The 16,952-nt window shown below is 39.0% G+C and carries 16 protein-coding genes; 3 read left to right on the top strand and 13 right to left on the bottom strand.

Annotated elements, in window-relative coordinates; all coding sequences use genetic code 11:
* The first annotated feature begins 70 nt into the window (after window positions 1-70).
* Both R2R71_RS17500 and R2R71_RS17495 read left to right on the top strand, forming a co-directional pair.
* Entirely contained in the window at window positions 71-997 is a 927-nt protein-coding gene (locus tag R2R71_RS17500; RefSeq protein ID WP_316832566.1) for an MBL fold metallo-hydrolase, read from the top strand.
* A 336-nt stretch (window positions 998-1,333) separates the two neighbouring features.
* On the top strand, window positions 1,334-2,917 hold the full coding sequence (locus R2R71_RS17495; protein WP_316832565.1) for a peptide chain release factor 3: 1,584 nt from the start codon (window positions 1,334-1,336) through the stop codon (window positions 2,915-2,917).
* A 117-nt stretch (window positions 2,918-3,034) separates the two neighbouring features.
* On the opposite strand, the gene R2R71_RS17490 is transcribed toward R2R71_RS17495, so the two are convergent.
* Window positions 3,035-4,552: a glycoside hydrolase family 32 protein gene (locus R2R71_RS17490; RefSeq protein ID WP_316832564.1), complete on the bottom strand. Its 1,518-nt coding sequence runs from the start codon at window positions 4,550-4,552 to the stop codon at window positions 3,035-3,037.
* 101 nt (window positions 4,553-4,653) lie between these two features.
* Between R2R71_RS17490 and R2R71_RS17485 the strand changes: the two genes are divergently transcribed.
* Window positions 4,654-4,803 (top strand): RtcB family protein, encoded by a 150-nt coding sequence (locus tag R2R71_RS17485; RefSeq protein WP_316832563.1) that lies wholly within the window; start codon window positions 4,654-4,656, stop codon window positions 4,801-4,803.
* 145 nt (window positions 4,804-4,948) lie between these two features.
* Here R2R71_RS17485 and R2R71_RS17480 read toward each other — a convergent pair whose 3' ends face one another.
* The 12 genes from R2R71_RS17480 to R2R71_RS17425 form a co-directional block, all read right to left on the bottom strand.
* Window positions 4,949-6,202 carry a pyridoxal phosphate-dependent aminotransferase gene (locus R2R71_RS17480; protein WP_316832562.1) on the bottom strand — a complete coding sequence of 418 codons (1,254 nt, stop codon included), beginning with the start codon at window positions 6,200-6,202 and terminating at the stop codon, window positions 4,949-4,951.
* Between the two features lie 28 nt (window positions 6,203-6,230).
* Complete coding sequence (gene argH / locus R2R71_RS17475) at window positions 6,231-7,562, bottom strand: argininosuccinate lyase (protein ID WP_316832561.1); 1,332 nt, start codon at window positions 7,560-7,562, stop codon at window positions 6,231-6,233.
* 89 nt (window positions 7,563-7,651) lie between these two features.
* Window positions 7,652-8,716: a M20 family metallo-hydrolase gene (locus R2R71_RS17470; protein WP_316832560.1), complete on the bottom strand. Its 1,065-nt coding sequence runs from the start codon at window positions 8,714-8,716 to the stop codon at window positions 7,652-7,654.
* 203 nt (window positions 8,717-8,919) lie between these two features.
* A complete protein-coding gene (gene proC / locus R2R71_RS17465; RefSeq protein WP_316832559.1) occupies window positions 8,920-9,729 on the bottom strand; it encodes a pyrroline-5-carboxylate reductase in 810 nt (269 codons plus the stop codon).
* Window positions 9,730-9,841: 112 nt separating this feature from the next.
* Window positions 9,842-10,630, bottom strand: a complete 789-nt coding sequence (argB, locus tag R2R71_RS17460; RefSeq protein WP_316832558.1) for an acetylglutamate kinase — start codon at window positions 10,628-10,630, stop codon at window positions 9,842-9,844.
* Between the two features lie 84 nt (window positions 10,631-10,714).
* Window positions 10,715-11,686 carry an acetylornithine carbamoyltransferase gene (locus R2R71_RS17455; protein ID WP_316832557.1) on the bottom strand — a complete coding sequence of 324 codons (972 nt, stop codon included), beginning with the start codon at window positions 11,684-11,686 and terminating at the stop codon, window positions 10,715-10,717.
* Between the two features lie 169 nt (window positions 11,687-11,855).
* The gene (locus R2R71_RS17450; protein WP_316832556.1) at window positions 11,856-12,986 is read right to left on the bottom strand and encodes an aspartate aminotransferase family protein; all 1,131 of its coding nucleotides are present in this window, start codon (window positions 12,984-12,986) and stop codon (window positions 11,856-11,858) included.
* An 82-nt stretch (window positions 12,987-13,068) separates the two neighbouring features.
* Entirely contained in the window at window positions 13,069-14,052 is a 984-nt protein-coding gene (gene argC / locus R2R71_RS17445) for an N-acetyl-gamma-glutamyl-phosphate reductase (RefSeq protein ID WP_316832655.1), read from the bottom strand.
* Between the two features lie 2 nt (window positions 14,053-14,054).
* Complete coding sequence (locus R2R71_RS17440) at window positions 14,055-14,534, bottom strand: GNAT family N-acetyltransferase (protein WP_316832555.1); 480 nt, start codon at window positions 14,532-14,534, stop codon at window positions 14,055-14,057.
* On the bottom strand, window positions 14,512-14,862 hold the full coding sequence (locus R2R71_RS17435; protein WP_316832554.1) for a cupin domain-containing protein: 351 nt from the start codon (window positions 14,860-14,862) through the stop codon (window positions 14,512-14,514). The genes R2R71_RS17440 and R2R71_RS17435 overlap by 23 nt, the downstream gene beginning before the upstream one ends.
* A 97-nt stretch (window positions 14,863-14,959) precedes the next feature.
* Window positions 14,960-16,150, bottom strand: coding sequence for an argininosuccinate synthase (gene argG / locus R2R71_RS17430; RefSeq protein ID WP_316832553.1), 1,191 nt, complete (start codon window positions 16,148-16,150; stop codon window positions 14,960-14,962).
* Window positions 16,150-16,851, bottom strand: a complete 702-nt coding sequence (locus tag R2R71_RS17425; protein WP_316832552.1) for a GNAT family N-acetyltransferase — start codon at window positions 16,849-16,851, stop codon at window positions 16,150-16,152. Before R2R71_RS17425 ends, argG begins: the two co-directional genes overlap by 1 nt.
* Window positions 16,852-16,952 lie beyond the last annotated feature (101 nt).

Here is a 16,952-nt window from a genome sequence, read left to right as displayed (position 1 = left end):
AATTTAGCCATTTTTTTCGACAAAGTAACGTAATACTTTGCTAAATTCGTGAGCAATTGCTTAATATTCTATGCACTTAAGGTTTTCATTTTTCTTTAGTCTGCTTTTCTTATTTAACTTTTCGGGATTTTCTCAAACTACAGATAAGCCATATATTTTAGTTTTAGGGGTTGCTCAGGATGGTGGCTACCCGCACATGGGCTGCAACAAAATATGCTGTACATCTGCCTGGAAAAACCCGAAACTGCAAAAATCTGTAGCCTCATTAGCTCTCGTTGATCCTATCACGAAGAAATGGTATTTATTTGACGCCACACCTGACATTAAGAAGCAACTGAAAGCTTTTGCCGACCAAACTAAGAATACTTATCCGTACCTGCCCGAAGGCATTTTCATTACACATGCACATATTGGCCATTATACAGGCTTAATGGAATTTGGCCGGGAAGTAATGAATACTAAAAGCCTTAACGTTTATGTTTTGCCAAAGCTTAAATCTTTCCTGGAAGAAAATGGCCCATGGAGCCAGTTGGTAAATTTAAAAAACATTAAAATTACGCAGCTTGAAGCTGATAAACCTTTTCGGATAGATGAAATAAATGTAACGGCTTTTACGGTGCCGCATCGGGATGAATATTCGGAAACTGCAGGCTTCCAAATTGATACAAAATCAAAAAAATACCTTTTCATACCCGATATCGATAAATGGGGTAAGTGGGAAAAGAACATAAATGAAAGAGTAAAAGCGGTAGATTTTGCCTTTTTAGATGCCACATTTTACAGCGCAGAAGAACTCGGCAACAGACCAATAAGTGAAGTACCGCATCCATTGGTTATTGAAACTGTAAAACTATTCGAAAATGAAACTACATCTGTTAAATCAAAAATCCAGCTCATCCATTTAAACCATACCAATAAACTGCTTTGGGATAATCATGCCCAAAAAGACTTTTTAAAAAGCGGCTTTGGCCTGGCAAAACAAGGTGGGGTTTATTAGTAGGTAAATCCGACAGAAATGGAAATACTTTTTGTCGGATATCCTTTCAAACCTCACAGGTTTTTAAAACCTGTGAGGTTTATTTACTACAGTTAACAAAAAGATTGAAATGAATGGCGGGACTGTAAAACCGATGAACTACTGTAATTGCTTTTCTTAATATGATGCTAAAATTTTAGGATTAACAGCATATCTACCTAAAGATTAACCAACCAGTTCAAACAGTTAACCAAAATTCTTATCTTTGCAGCCTGATGAAACAAAGCTATTCAAATCTTATTGCAGTTAAATTCCTTTAACCGGGTTTCATCTCCTCTTTTTATCCAAAATTTTATTATGCTTAACCCTGAAATAGAAAAACGTAAAACCTTTGCCATTATTAGTCACCCCGATGCGGGGAAAACCACTTTAACAGAGAAATTTCTGTTATTTGGAGGTGCGATTAACACGGCCGGAGCAGTAAAACGTAACAAGGCTAACCAAAGTAATACTTCCGATTTCATGGAAATTGAGAAGCAGCGTGGTATCTCCGTTGCAACATCGGTAATGGGTTTTGAATACAGTGGAAAACGCATTAATATTCTGGATACACCGGGTCACAAGGATTTCGCCGAAGATACTTACCGTACTTTATCAGCTGTGGATAGTGTAATCCTGGTGGTAGACTGTGTGAAGGGTGTGGAGGAACAAACAGAGAAACTGATGTCGGTTTGCCGTATGCGCAATACGCCGGTAATCATTTTCGTAAATAAAATGGATCGTGAAGGTAAAGAGGCTTTTGATGTACTGGATGAAATTGAGCAAAAGTTAAACATTAGCCTATGCCCTCAAAGTTGGCCTATTGGCCAGGGACATACGTTTAAAGGCGTTTACAGCATTTATCATAAACAATTAAATTTATTTCACTCTGATAAAACCAAGGTTACCGATTCGGTTGTTAAGGTTAATGATTTAACCGATCCGGCGTTGCTGGATTATTTACAGAAAAAAGAGGTTGAATCTTTACAAAGTGAAACAGAATTGGTGCATGGCGTTTATGGCGATTTAGATATTTCCTTGTATAAAGAAGGCTTATTGGCCCCTGTATTTTTTGGTTCGGCAATTAATAATTTTGGTATAAAGGAGATTTTAGACACATTTATTGAGATTGCACCAAGCCCTAAGCATCGCGAAGCGGAAGAAAGAGATGTATTGGTTGAGGAAAAAAACTTTTCGGGTTTTGTTTTTAAAATCCATGCCAATTTAGACCCTAAGCACCGTGATAGAATTGCGTTTTTACGTATTTGCTCCGGAAAATTTGAACGCAATAAATTTTATTACCATACCCGTCAGGATAAGAAAATGAAATTTGCCAACCCAATGGATTTCATGGCAAATGAAAAGAATTTATTGGAAGAAGCATGGCCAGGCGACGTAGTTGGTTTATACGATAGCGGAAACTTTAAAATTGGCGATACGCTAACTGAAGGCGAGAAATTGCAGTTTAAAGGAATTCCGAGTTTCTCACCCTCTATTTTTAAAGAGGTTGAAAACCTTGATCCTATGCGCACCAAACAACTGGAAAAAGGCATTAACCAGTTAACGGATGAAGGTGTAGCACAACTGTTTGTAATGCAACCGGGGAACAGGAAAGTAATTGGTGCAGTTGGAGAGCTTCAGTTTGAGGTAATCAACTTCCGTTTAGAGCATGAGTACGGTGCCAAGTGTCGTTTCAGAACCTTAAGTTATACGCGTTCGAGCTGGGTAACCTCATCCGACAGGAAAAAATTAGATGAATTTGTTAAACGTAAACAACAACATATTGGTTTCGATAAAGAGGAACAGCCTGTTTATTTATCAGATAGCGAATACATGATTAACTTAACTAAACAGGATTACCCGGATATTGATTTCCATAAAACCAGCGAGTTTAAGAGCTAATCTATCGCCTGGAGCAGCTTTCAGTTCGGAAGTTTACAATGCAAAAAGCCTTTTGTAAGTGTTTAGAAAAGGCTTTTTATGTATAATGTACTAGCGTTATTGTGATGAAGATTGCAACTATTTCTTACTCAAATCCCAAACTTTCAGTTTGTTTAAGTTTGCTTTTCCATCAACAGTAAAAGCAGAAAAACCAGTCGCATTCTCTTCTGGAAAAATCATGGTGGTAATTACTTTTTCACCACCATTCCCGAAAACTTCCAAAGAAGATTTATCTACTAAAACCTGTAAGCTAATTTTACCATTTTCGGGGTTGATGTGGGCCATCTGGATAATATTCTTTTCATTTTTCACACCCTTTTCAGCAAGTGAACAATCGATGTAAATACTTTTTTCAGTTCCATTATAGCCTATTTCAATTTCCTTAAGCACATTACCCTTTTCATCTTTTAGCTGAGCGATTTTGAAGCCAACTTTTTTTGCTTCATTAACCGAAAACTCCGCATCAATCCAGTAAGCATTCTGGCTTTTACCCAGATCCAGGTTTCCATCAATCGTAATATTCTGATTAGTTACCACCTTTCCTGCCGAGTGTTTTTTAAGGTTATCGGCGATTATAGCTGCAGGCTGCTGAAACAACCTCACTCCTTCTGGTGTGGTTTTCAAGAATAAATCGCGGGGAATAGACATTTGACCTTTCCAGGGAAAAGTTTCTTTCCCCCCGGGCTGTATCCAACCTAACAAAATCCTTTCATTTTTTGGAGCATCATTCCATGGAATAGCCGCGTAGAAGGCATCACCATCATCTACCAGTAAAGCAAGTTTACCGTCATTATCGTTCTTAAAAGTCTTTCCGTCAAAATCGCCTATAAAATATTGCATAGTTGGCCCTTTCGGTCCAAATAAAGAGACAGCTAAAACCCATTTTACATTGTTTTTATTTCCATCAACAGCCAGGGGAATAATAAAAGGACATTCCCAACCACTTCCCTGGTTACCTTGTTTTCCGAAATCGCTTAACATGGTCCAATCTTTCAGGTTTGTTGAGCCGTAAAACCTTACCTGGTGCTCATCAACCATTGCAACGGTCATAATCCACTGTTTTGAAGCCTCGTGCCACCATACATTCGGATCACGGAAGTCTTTTTTATTTAAATCGATAATCGGATTTTTTGCATAGTTGGTAAAAGTTAAACCGCCATCGTTACTGTAGGCCATATACTGCGATTCGTTGCGCTGTTTAGGCAAATCTGCCGTATAAAAAGCTACGATTGGTGTCTTACCTTTTCCAAAACCGCTAACATTATATTTATCCAGGACAGCAGAACCTGAAAAAATCATCGTGGTGGTATCTTTTGTAATTTTTTCGGGAATGGCTACAGGCAGATTTTTCCAGTTTATCAAATCTTTACTGGTTGCATGCCCCCAGCTCATGTGCCCCCATTTATTTTCGAAAGGGTTATATTGAAAATACAAATGATATTCTCCGTTAAGGTAAATTAATCCGTTAGGATCATTTAACCAGTTTGTTGGCGAAGTGAAGTGATAAACCGGTCGCCATTGAGGTGTTGGCTGTTGGGCAAAGGCATTAATTGAGCTTAGAAATAAAACGGTCAGGATAATTTTAAAAATTTTCATAGGGTTTGGTTAAGCGCATAGTTGATTTAAAGATAATTGTTTTTTCATTTTTATGTTAACGACTGCTTGCTATTCTTACAAAACACCGTTCGGATTCAACCATGAATAGTATACTATGTTTAGATGAGGCACCAATGGCCTATAAAGACATCAATAAGGTAATGGCTGCACAAACAGAATTAGTTGATGTAATCGCCAGGCTTGAGCCTAGAATGGTACGAATGGCTGATGATGGAAGCAGAGAGGATTAATTGAGCGTGCTGGGTTCAAAATCTATAGTCTGAATAAAATTGTCATTTAGGGAAGAAACAATGACACTTTATAGAATTTACATTCAAAACAAAACCCCTCTTCAAAACAAATTGTAGAGGGGTTTTATATGTTGTAAATAATGATCTATTTCAACTTGCTCAAAGCTGTTTTAATTCGCGGCAACATATCTTTGATATCCTGAAGTGTACATGCACCTACCGATGCCCTGAACCAAGGCATATCAGCTTCATTTCCAAAAGCAGAGAACGGAACCAACGCAGCACCCGCTTCTTTAATCAGGTAGAAATTAACATCAGCACTATCTTTTAAAAGCTGACCATCTTCCGTTGTTTTTCCGATATAATCAATTTTAATAGTCAGATAAATTGCACCCATTGGTTCAACTGCATCAACATTAAAGCCTTCGCTTTTCAATTCGCTAAAGCCATTGTAAAGCGCATTTAAACTATCCTGAATCTGTGCTTTAAAGCTGGTTAAAAATGTATCAACCTGTACTTTATCGTTAAAGTAATTAGACATGGCAACCTGCTCGGCCTTTGGTGCCCATGCACCCATATGACCAACCAGCGCCTTCATTCTGTTTACAATATCCTCCGGACCAAAACCCCATCCTACACGCACACCTGTTGCAGCCAGACACTTAGAACTACCATCAACAAAAACAGTAAACTCACGCATCGCCGGACGCAATGAAACCGGATTTACGTGCTCTTTACCAAAAGTTAAAAGTGAGTAAATCTGATCGTACATTAAGTATAATGGCTTTTCATCCGCAGCACGCGATGCATTTTCTTCTAATACAGCATCACATATCTCAGCTAAAGATTCAGCGTCGAACATTGTACCTGTTGGGTTTAATGGAGAGCATAGAGCCAATAAAGTTGCACCTTTTAAGTGCGGTTTCAGCTGTGCGGCGGTTGGCATAAAATTAGTTGCAGCATCGGTTTCAACTGCGATGGCATTTGCCGATGTTAAATGGCAATAGTGATTGTTGTTCCATGATGGAGCAGGGAAAACAACAGTGTCTCCCGGATCAATCAAAGCTAAATAAGTTGCATAAATTAAAGGACGAGAACCACCGGAAACTAAAATACTATTGGTATTGTACTCCAATCCAAACCTGTCCTTTAACAATTCAGAAACGGTTTCTCTTAATGGTAACACACCATCTGCAGGTGGGTAATTCGTCTGATTTGCATGATAAGCTTCAACTATTCCTGCTTTTAATTCTGTCGGAATTGGATAGATATTTGCATCAAAATCACCTATAGTTAGGTTAGCGATAGAAGCTCCCTTACGCTTCATTTCATTAACCTCGTTACCAATTTTTATAATTTCTGAGCCAATCAATGAGCTGGCTAATACTGAAACTTTCATAGTTATTTATTTTTGTCGTTACTACGCTTTAACGTACTAAATTTTCTATTGCTTTATTTACTTTGTCGAAGCCAAATTGGGCTAAAACACTTTGCATGGCATCTGCAATTTGTTCGTTGCAAAGGTTACCAATGCTTCCCTCGTGTGTATGATGTATTTGGCTCGATGGAGCAAAAGTACCATTTTCTATCTGCTCACCAACAATCTTGTAAGCTTCACGGAATGGAACCCCTTGTAAAGCTAAGTCATTAACCACCTCAACACTAAATAAGTAATCGTATTTTTTATCTTTTAGAATCTCATCTTTTATGGTGATGTTCTGAAACATAAAAGTGGCGATTTCCAGACACTCATTTAACGAAGTAATGGCAGGAAAAAGATTTTCTTTTAATAATTGTAAATCACGGTGATAGCCTGAAGGAAGATTGGTTATCATCATGGCAATTTCATTAGGCAGTGCCTGAATTTTATTGCAACGCGAACGAATCAATTCGAATACATCCGGGTTCTTTTTGTGTGGCATAATACTCGAACCAGTGGTTAACTCTGCCGGGAAGCTGATAAAACCAAAATTCTGGTTGATAAATAAACAAACATCCATAGCCATTTTAGCTAAGGTTGCCGCTACAGCACTCATGGCTTGCGCCAGGATTCTTTCGGTTTTACCACGTCCCATTTGTGCATAAATCACATTGTAGTTTAAGCTTTCAAATCCTAATAACTCTGTAGTTAACGTTCTGTTTAAAGGAAAAGATGAACCATAACCCGCAGCAGAACCTAAAGGATTTTTATTGGTGATTTTCCAGGCCGCAAGCATCAATTCCATATCATCGGCAAGGCTTTCTGCATAAGCACCAAACCATAAGCCAAAAGATGATGGCATGGCGATCTGCAAATGTGTGTAGCCAGGCATCAATTTATCTTTATGAGTATTACTTAACTCAATTAACTGGTTAAATAATGTTGAGGTCTGGTTAACCATATCTTCGATACAAGCCCTGAAGAAGAGTTTTAAATCAACCAATACCTGATCATTACGCGAACGACCGCTATGAATTTTCTTTCCAGCCTCGCCAATGCGTTGGGTTAACAACCACTCTACCTGAGAATGTACATCTTCAACAGTATCTTCGATGGTGAAGTTTCCGGCTTCGATTTCAGCGTAAATATTTTTGAGTTCTTGTTGAACGGTTTTCAGTTCATCAGCTGTAAGCAAATTAATGGTTTCGAGCATTTGAGTATGGGCCAAAGAACCCAATACATCAAACTTTGCCATTTGTAAATCCAGTTCACGATCTTTTCCAACCGTAAAGCTTTCTACAAATTTATTTACATCGATATTTTTTTGCCAAATCTTCATTTTAAATTTTATTTAACCGCAAAGGGCGCTAAGTTTTTTCGCAAAGAACACTAAGCCATTTATTCAACTTTGTATGTTACAATAACTGTTTATAGTATAACAGGTTTTAACATATTTACATAACCTTCAACACCTTCAGCAACTTCCCTCACATATAAAAATTCATCTGCCATGTGCGAGCGTCCAGAAAAGCCAGGGCCACATTTTACCGATGGGATATCTAATAGTGCCTGATCCGAGGTGGTTGGAGAACCGTAGGTGGTTTTTCCTAAAGCAACCCCTGCCTGAACCACTGGATGGTTTTTATCTATAGATGATGGTTTTAAACGAATAGAGCGGGGTGTAACATCGCAATCAACATTTGCACGGATAATCTCTAAAACTTCTTCATTGGTGTAAGCATCAGTAACGCGTACATCTACCGTGAAAGTGCAGTTAGCTGGTACAACGTTGTGTTGCGAACCTGCATTGATAATTGTAACTGTCATTTTCAGTGGACCAAAAACTTCAGATACTTTAGGGAACTGATAGTTTCTGAACCATTCGATATCTTTTAAGGCTTTGTAAATGGCGTTTTCACCCTCTTCTCTTGCCGCATGTCCCGCCTTACCGTGCGATACACAATCTAATACAAGTAAGCCTCTTTCGGCTATGGCTAAATTCATTTCTGTAGGTTCGCCCACAATTCCGAATTCCAGCACGCCTAAATCAGGTAAAACAAGTTCTAGACCATTGTTTCCTGAAATTTCTTCTTCTGCTGTAGCAGCTAAACAGATGTTATATTTTAAATTCTCCTGCTCGTAATAATATAAAAACGTTCCGATTAAAGAAACCAAACAACCTCCGGCATCGTTACTGCCTAATCCAAATAGCTTATCGCCCTCAATGGCAGCATCGTAAGGATCGCGGGTATAACCAGAATTTGGTTTAACCGTATCGTGATGAGAGTTTAATAATACGGTAGGCTTACTCGCATCGAAATATTTGTTATAAGCCCACACGTTATTCATTTTGCGCTGTGTTGGAATACCTCGCTCTTCTAAAAACTGCGCAATTAAGTTCGCTGTTCTGTCTTCTTCCTTGCTAAAAGATTGGATGCGAATTAACTGTCGCAATAAATCCAAGCTTTCCTTTTTTATATTTTCTAATAACATAGTATCGAGTAGTTAGTATCAGGTATCAAGACGAAACACATCTTATACTTTTTACTTTATATTTTTAGTATCAAGTACTAGTATCAGGTATCAAGATTTGAGACACCAGATGCTGTACAGCGTGGCTTTAGTCTTTCAGCTCCATTAAGGTTGAGTACCCAGACCTTCCACCTTTCTGCTTGCCTCCTTCTACCTTTTCAGGATCAACTTTCTTTAGTGTACAAATTTCCTGCTTTTAAAGCTGAAAGTTTAATACCTTTTATTAAAGATGAACTAAAGCCATTGTGTTCCATTTCGTTTAAACCCGCAATGGTACAACCTTTCGGCGAAGTTACTTTATCTATTTCTGATTCCGGGTGTGTTCCGTGTAATAAAAGTAAATCGGCCGCTCCTTTTGCCGTTTGTACGGCCATTTTCAATGCTTCATCTGCATGAAAGCCAATCTCCACACCTCCTTGTGATGCAGCCCTGATTGCTCTCAGAAAAAATGCAATGCCACAAGCGCAAAGTGCCGTAGCAGAAGTCATGAGGTCTTCATTAATTTTTACCACAGACCCAACTGTTTCAAACATTTTGGTCACCTCGGCAATGTTTTCTGCCGATGCATTATCACTGGCCATACAAGTCATGGATTGGCCAATGGCAATAGCTGTATTGGGCATTACGCGAACAACTTCTACGTTATCGCCAAGCTTTTCACGAACTGCAGCACAGCTTACGCCAGAAATAACAGAAATTACAAGATGTCTTTTCGGATCAATGGCAGCATTGATTTCGTCTAGAACCGTATTTAATTGCTGAGGTAAAACAGCTAGAATAACCACATCAGCATCAGCTACTGCCTGTTTGTTATTATTACTTACTGTAAAACCTGCTTCGGCGAAAGATTTCAGGTGATCGATATTTCTACGGGTAAGGATAATATGACTGGCTTCGGCAAAGTTGGCTTTTACCAATCCTTTTGCTAATGATAATCCGATATTTCCGCTACCAATGATGGCTATTTTTTTCATGTGGTTCTTTTTATTTTCCTTCGGATTGATTACACCGATTATTTCATTTCACAGATTTATTTTTTGAAAAAGCACGCTCTGTCATGCTGAGGTACGAAGCATGACAGCTTATTCAGGGCTTCATCTTTGTCCCAAAGGTTCCGTCAGCAAGTTCGTTCAATTCGTCGGCTTTGCCAATGTACACTGCTGATACCCCTTTTTTTATGGCTTCAAAAGCATTGTGCAGTTTTGGTATCATTCCACCTTGCACTGTTCCGTCAGCTTTTAATCCTTCAAATTCATTAGCTCTGATTTCCTTCACTACTGATGCATCATCATTAACATCTTTCAGAACACCTTTTTTCTCAAAGCAATATACCAATTGGGTTTCGTACAGTTCAGACATGGCTACTGCAACTGAAGAAGCAATGGTATCGGCATTGGTATTCAACAGTTGTGTTTCGCCATCATGTGTAATGGCACATAACACAGGTACTAAACCTGACTTTAGTAAACTGTCAAGTGTAGAGATCGAAACCGATTGCTCATCTAAATCACCTACATAACCGTAATCGATTTCTTTAACAGGGCGTTTCTTTGCTTTGATTACATTTCCATCAGCACCGGTTAAGCCAATAGCATTGCTGCCTTTTGCCTGTAATTGCGCAACTATATTTTTATTGATTAATCCGGCGTAAACCATGGTTACTACCCGAAGTGTTTCGATATCTGTAATCCGGCGGCCTTCTACCATTTTAGCTTCAACACCCAGGCTTTGACCTAATTCTGTAGCGATTTTCCCCCCTCCATGAATCAGGATTTTATCTCCTGGTAAAGCTGTAAAATCCAATAAAAACTGATGTAGGTTTTCCGAATTATCAATGACGTTGCCGCCGATTTTTATGATGGTGAGTTGGTTCATATTTTTTTGCTGTTTCGTCATTGCGAGGCACGAAGCAATCTAATCAGACAGATTGCTTCGTGCCTCGCAATGACGGATTACTGATTACAATTCTTCCAGCATCGCTTTAATTACAGCCTGTGCTGCCCATAAGCGATTTCCTGCTTCGTGAATAACGAGTGAGTTTGGACCATCTAAAATTTCAGAAGATAATTCCAGATCACGGCGTACTGGTAAACAATGCATTACTTTCGCGTCGTTAGTAAATTTAAGCTTCTCGTTGTTCATCATCCATCCATCAGGATAGGTGAGAACTTTGCCGTATTCCTTGTAGCTGCTCCAGTTTTTTACATAAACGTAATCTGCACCAGCTAAAGCTTCTTCTATATTATACTGAATATCTGCACCAGGTGTAAACTCTTCTGCCAGTTCATAACCTTCTGGTTGAGCGATGGTAAAATCGATCATGCCTTCTGCCTGTGCTTTGCTCATCCATTCTGCAAACGAGTTCGGAACAGCCTGTGGTAAAGCCTTAACGTGAGGCGCCCAAGCCAAAACTACTTTTGGTTTACGGCCATCTGGTTGCTTTGTCCAGGTTTCGTGAATGGTAATGATATCGGCAAAACTTTGTAAGGGATGACGGGTTGCGCTCTCCAGACTTACCACCGGTACCGCACAATATTTAACGAACTTATTGAAGAAATCTTCGCTGTAGTCTTCTTCCCGATTGGTCAGTTTCGGAAATGAACGTAAACCTAAGATATCGCAATACTGCCCCATTACGGCAGCAGCCTCGCGAATATGCTCAACGGTAGTGCCGTTCATTACTACACCATCCTGAGTTTCTAAAGCCCAGCCCTCTTTATCCATGTTCATCACCATCACATTCATACCCAGGTTTAAAGCAGCTTTTTGCGTGCTTAAACGGGTGCGCAAGCTTGGGTTCATAAAAACCAGGCCTAAAGTTTTGTTTTTACCTAAACTCTGGTGTGCATAAGGATTTGCTTTTAACTCAAGCGCATCTTTTACAAATTGTTTGATGCTCGGAACATCATGTACGGAAGTGAATAACTTCATTTTTTTTGAGGTTAAAGGTTGAGGGCTGGAAGGTTGAAGCTTTAGGATCAACAACCCTACAACACTCAAAATTTACAAAATGCGATTGCTACCGCTTAATTTAATATTCTAATTACAACATTTGGCTTTGCTTCCAGGCCTTTCAACCTTCCGCCTTCCCGCCCTCAGCCTACTTCACCAGCTTCCCAAATGCTGCTAAAAATTCATCGGCATGGGCTTTGGTTAAATTTAATGCAGGAAGTAAACGGATTACATTTGGTTTTGCCTCACCAGTGAAAATTAAGTGTTTAAACAGCAATTCTTTTTTCACATGTGCCAATTCTTCCGGCAACTCGATTCCAATCATTAAACCACGACCGCGAACTTCTTTTACCTGCTCAAATTTCTTCAACTCGGTAATCAGGTAACTTCCAATTTCTTCAGCGTTTTTAAGTAAATTATCTTTTTCAATTACTTCTAACACAGCTAAAGCTGCCGCACAGGCTAAATGGTTACCGCCAAAGGTGGTGCCCAATTCGCCATGCCATGGTTTGAATTTAGGTGCAATCGAAATCCCTGCGATAGGAAATCCGTTACCCATTCCTTTAGCCATGGTGTAAACATCGGCTTCAACTCCGGCATAGTCGTGAGAATAAAATACTCCTGTTCGACCATATCCGCACTGAACTGAATCGGCAATGTAAACGGCATTATATTCATCACAGAGTGAACGGATTTTTTGTAAAAAGCTTTTTGAAGCTTCTTTAATTCCTCCAACACCCTGGATACCTTCAATAATTACAGCAGAAATTTCATTCGCCTGCGATTTGAAAGTTTCTTCTAAAGCCACCTCGTTATTAAACGGCAGGAAGATTACGTTTTCAGTTTGATTAACCGGGGCAACAATTTTAGGGTTATCGGTAACGGCAACCGCTAAAGATGTACGGCCGTGGAAAGCACCGGTAAAGGCAATTACTTTCTTTCTTCCGTTGTAAAATGAAGCTAATTTTAAGGCATTCTCATTTGCCTCGGCTCCGGAGTTAACCAGAAATAGCTGGTAATCTTTTTTCCCTGAAACCTGACCTAGTTTCTCAGCCAGTTGCGTTTGCAAAGGAATTTTAACAGAGTTGGAATAGAAGCCAACTTTACCCAACTGATCTGTTAATCGGGCAACATAATGTGGATGGGTATGACCAATGGAAATCACTGCGTGACCACCATATAAATCTAAATATTTTTGTTCATTAGCATCCCATACATTGCTGCCAGATGCTTTTGTAATTTCTATATCGTTAAGAGGATAAACGTCGAATAAGTTCATATTTTGAGGTTTTTGTCATCCTGAGGAACGAAGGATCTGCAACTGATGAAACAGATGCTTCGTTCCTCAGCATGACAGGTTATTAAAAGTTCGCTGCTTTCAGTTTTAAGCCTGCTGTTTCATCAAGGCCGAACATTAAGTTCATATTCTGAACTGCTTGCCCGCTGGCGCCTTTCAACAGGTTGTCGATAATGCTGATGATAAACAATTTGTTTCCGTGTTTTTCTAAATGCACTAAGGCTTTATTGGTATTCACCACCTGTTTTAAATCAATATTTCGCCGGCTCACATGCGTAAAAGGATGAGCGCTGAAATACTCTTCGTAAATACTTTGTGCTTCTTCCAGGGTTAAATCACTTTCCAGATACATTGCCGCTAAAATACCTCTGGTAAATGCCCCCCTTTGAGGGACGAAACTTAAGACATCGGTAAGTGACGGTTGGAGTTGTAATAAACTTTCGCCTATTTCATTTAAATGTTGATGCTCAAAGGCTTTGTAAACTGAAAGGTTATTGTTTCTCCAGCTAAAATGAGAGGTTGCCGCTAAGCTTTGACCAGCTCCTGTGGAACCGGTTGTAGCGTTAATATGTACTTCATTATTAATTAAACCTTTTGCTGCCAAGGGCAATAAACCTAACTGAATACAGGTTGCAAAACAACCAGGGTTAGCGATATTTTTAGCCGACTTTATTTTTTCGTGGTTTAGTTCTGGAAGTCCGTAAACGAACTGGCGATTTTCGAATGACGAATTTTGATTTAACCTGAAATCCTGTGATAGATCGATAATTTTAATGTTTTCATTTATAGGATGAGCAGCTAAGAATTTCTTTGCATCGCCGTGTCCAACGCACAAAAACAATACATCAATGTCCTGAGAGATTTCATTCACAAAACGTAAATCAGTATCGCCTATTAAATCGGTATGTACATCAGAAATCAGGTTGCCAGCATTACTGGTGCTTTTTACAAAAGTAATTTCTACGTGAGGGTGGTTTACCAGAATACGGAGCATTTCGCCTCCCGTGTAACCTGCACCTCCAATTATTCCTGCTTTGATTTTATCCATCATTATTGGTTTAAGGAAATTTTATAAAGAAAAAATTCTTTGTCTTCTTCTTGTTTAATGAACCCAATAGATTCATATAAATTTTGAGCGTTGAAATTATCTACAGCAGTTTCCAGCTGCACAAATGTACTACCCTGGTTTTTGGCAAAGGCCATTGCTGTCTTAATTAAAGCAGCGCCTATACCCTCCTTTCGATGGCCTGCATCTACAAACAGATCATTTAAAATCCAGTTTTTTGAAAGCCTGGCAGAAGAATATTTTGGGTAAAGTTGTGTAAACCCTACAGGTTTATCTCCAGCCATCGCTACAAAAATTATGGATTCATTATTTTCTAAACGGGCATCAATAAAAGCCTTAGCCATACCCAAATCAGAAAATTGATTGTAGAAAATCCTATACTGATTGAACAAACCAACCACCAAATGCGATTCGCTAGCATCAATTTGTCTAATGTTAAAATTATTCACAATCTGTTCTGTCATTTTCTGTACCTGGATATGAAAAAAGTATAAATTCTAAATCATTAACCGCCTGATTCATGATTTTATGTTTCAAACCTGCTTTAATCTGTAAGCCGCTATTTTCATGAACAGTTAAAGCTTTATCTTCAATTAAAAATGTTGCCTCCCCTTTCAAAATGTAGAAAAACTGTTCCGCAAAATGATGAAAGTGTAATTTTTCAGCAGTGTGGGGCGGCATTAACTCTTGTTTAATTACAGCCTCTAGTTTGCTGATGAAATTCCATCCATCACAGTTTTCGCCCCACTTATAGTGACTTAAACAATTCTTTTTTGAAAGGATTTCGCTCATTTTAGTATCAAGTAGTAAGTATCAAGTTAGATTTGAGACAAAAGACGAAAGATTTGAAAGGTTTTACATCCTTGCTTTAAGCTTTCAGCTTTAGTCTTTACGCTTCTTCTCCGTTAACTTTATGCCAAATCATCACCTGGTTTCCGAAGATTTTAGAGAAGCCTTTTACGTCTTCACCACTCCAGGCGTTGTTCATTTCGCCGTAGCTACCGAATTTATTGCTCATTAAATCATGGTTTGATTCGATACCAATAATCTGGAAACGGTAAGGCAATAACTCAACGAATACTTTACCGCTCACCATTTTTTGAGTATCGGCAAGGAAAGCCTCAATGTTCCGCATAATCGGATCGTGGAACTGACCTTCGTGCAACCAGTTACCATAGAAAGAAGACAATTGTTCTTTCCAGCTTAGCTGCCATTTGGTTAAAGTATGTTTTTCTAAAGTATGGTGTGCTTTGATTATTAAAACCGGGGCCGCTGCTTCGAAACCTACGCGACCTTTAATACCAATAATGGTATCGCCAACATGGATATCACGACCGATACCGAAAGGTTGAGCAATGGCCTGTAATTTTTGAATAGCCCTAACTGGTGCTAGTTTTTCACCATCAATAGCTACTAACTCACCTTTTTCAAAAGTTAATTCAACTTTGCGTGATTCAGTTTCAGTAACCTGGGTAGGCCATGCACTTTCAGGAAGGGTATCGTGTGAAGTTAAAGTTTCTTTACCACCTACTGATGTTCCCCATAAACCTTTATTGATAGAGTAAGTTGCTTTTGCAGCACTATACTCAACGCCGTGCTCGGCTAAATATTCGATTTCCGCTTCGCGGGATAATTTTAAATCTCTGATCGGTGTGATGATTTCAACATTCGGGATTAAGATGTTAAAAATCATGTCGAAACGAACCTGGTCGTTTCCTGCACCGGTACTACCGTGTGCTACATAATCAGCACCGATTTTTTTAACATAATTCGCAATGGCTGTAGCCTGACTTACGCGTTCTGCGCTAACAGATAGCGGATAAGTAGCATTCTTTAATACGTTACCGAAAATTAAATATTTGATGCAATCCTCATAATAACTTTCAGTTTCATCTACCACGGCATGAGATTTTACGCCCAAAGCATAAGCTCTTTTCTCAATTTCCTGCAATTCTTCTTCCGAAAAGCCACCTGTATTTACAATAACTGAATGAACTTCAAGACCACGGTCCTGAGCAAGGTAAATACAACAAAATGAGGTATCTAAACCTCCGCTAAAAGCTAAAACTACTTTTTTCATTACTTATTAAATAACAGGGTAAATAAAAACATCAATACTTTTAAGCCCGATTTAGGCTTAGGTTTAACAACTAAACGCTGCTTTATACGCATAAAGCGTTCGTATAGCTTAGGTTTCTTTTGCAATTCTTCAGCAAATTTTTTGGCTGCATCGTGCTTTTGAGTCGCCGGATCGTAGAGCATGGCCGTGCACATGCAGTTTTTACGCTCCTTCATTTTCAAAATCTCAAAGTTTACACAGCTTTGGCAACCTTTCCAGAATTCTTCATCCTGTGTAAGCTCAGAATAGGTAACGGGTTCGTAACCTAAATCAGAATTGATTTTCATTACCGCCAAACCAGTGGTTAAACCAAAAATCTTTGCCTTAGGGTATAAAGTTCTGGAAAGTTCGAAAACCTTTTCTTTAATGGCATGTGCCAGGCCTGCTTTTCTGAATTCAGGAGAAACAATGAGGCCTGAGTTTGCCACAAACTGGCCGTGGCTCCAGGTTTCGATATAGCAAAAACCAGCCCAGCGCCCATCTTTGTGGAACGCAATAACGGCTTTGCCCTCTTGCATTTTATTTGCAACATAGTCAGGCGAACGTTTTGCAATACCCGTACCGCGTGCTTTAGCAGATTCGGCCATCTCGGTTACGATTTGTTCTGCAAATACACGATGTTCAGGAAGTGCAACCTGCACTATAAATTCGTTAATATCCATTCGTTTTCTAACGAAAAATTATAAGTATTCTTGTTAATTGGGTTTTTAGAGAGGATCAATTCCTCGTTACGTTTAGTTGAGTACTAAATGCGTGGAGTGAA

Source organism: Pedobacter aquatilis, assembly GCF_032678405.1.
Classification (GTDB): Bacteria; Bacteroidota; Bacteroidia; order Sphingobacteriales; family Sphingobacteriaceae; genus Pedobacter; species Pedobacter aquatilis_A.
The sequence above is the reverse complement of the archived record's forward strand: the minus strand, read 5'-3'. Positions and strand labels throughout refer to the sequence as shown.

Bases quoted from the DNA above. Each gene is read 5' to 3' on its own strand.
- R2R71_RS17500 (WP_316832566.1), top strand. From the start codon at position 71: ATGCACTTAAGGTTTTCATTTTTCTTTAGTCTGCTTTTCTTATTTAAC.
- R2R71_RS17495 (WP_316832565.1), top strand. From the start codon at position 1,334: ATGCTTAACCCTGAAATAGAAAAACGTAAAACCTTTGCCATTATTAGT.
- R2R71_RS17490 (WP_316832564.1), bottom strand. From the start codon at position 4,552: ATGAAAATTTTTAAAATTATCCTGACCGTTTTATTTCTAAGCTCAATT.
- R2R71_RS17485 (WP_316832563.1), top strand. From the start codon at position 4,654: ATGAATAGTATACTATGTTTAGATGAGGCACCAATGGCCTATAAAGAC.
- R2R71_RS17480 (WP_316832562.1), bottom strand. From the start codon at position 6,202: ATGAAAGTTTCAGTATTAGCCAGCTCATTGATTGGCTCAGAAATTATA.
- argH (WP_316832561.1), bottom strand. From the start codon at position 7,562: ATGAAGATTTGGCAAAAAAATATCGATGTAAATAAATTTGTAGAAAGC.
- R2R71_RS17470 (WP_316832560.1), bottom strand. From the start codon at position 8,716: ATGTTATTAGAAAATATAAAAAAGGAAAGCTTGGATTTATTGCGACAG.
- proC (WP_316832559.1), bottom strand. From the start codon at position 9,729: ATGAAAAAAATAGCCATCATTGGTAGCGGAAATATCGGATTATCATTA.
- argB (WP_316832558.1), bottom strand. From the start codon at position 10,630: ATGAACCAACTCACCATCATAAAAATCGGCGGCAACGTCATTGATAAT.
- R2R71_RS17455 (WP_316832557.1), bottom strand. From the start codon at position 11,686: ATGAAGTTATTCACTTCCGTACATGATGTTCCGAGCATCAAACAATTT.
- R2R71_RS17450 (WP_316832556.1), bottom strand. From the start codon at position 12,986: ATGAACTTATTCGACGTTTATCCTCTTAACGATATAGAAATTACAAAA.
- argC (WP_316832655.1), bottom strand. From the start codon at position 14,052: ATGGATAAAATCAAAGCAGGAATAATTGGAGGTGCAGGTTACACGGGA.
- R2R71_RS17440 (WP_316832555.1), bottom strand. From the start codon at position 14,534: ATGACAGAACAGATTGTGAATAATTTTAACATTAGACAAATTGATGCT.
- R2R71_RS17435 (WP_316832554.1), bottom strand. From the start codon at position 14,862: ATGAGCGAAATCCTTTCAAAAAAGAATTGTTTAAGTCACTATAAGTGG.
- argG (WP_316832553.1), bottom strand. From the start codon at position 16,150: ATGAAAAAAGTAGTTTTAGCTTTTAGCGGAGGTTTAGATACCTCATTT.
- R2R71_RS17425 (WP_316832552.1), bottom strand. From the start codon at position 16,851: ATGGATATTAACGAATTTATAGTGCAGGTTGCACTTCCTGAACATCGT.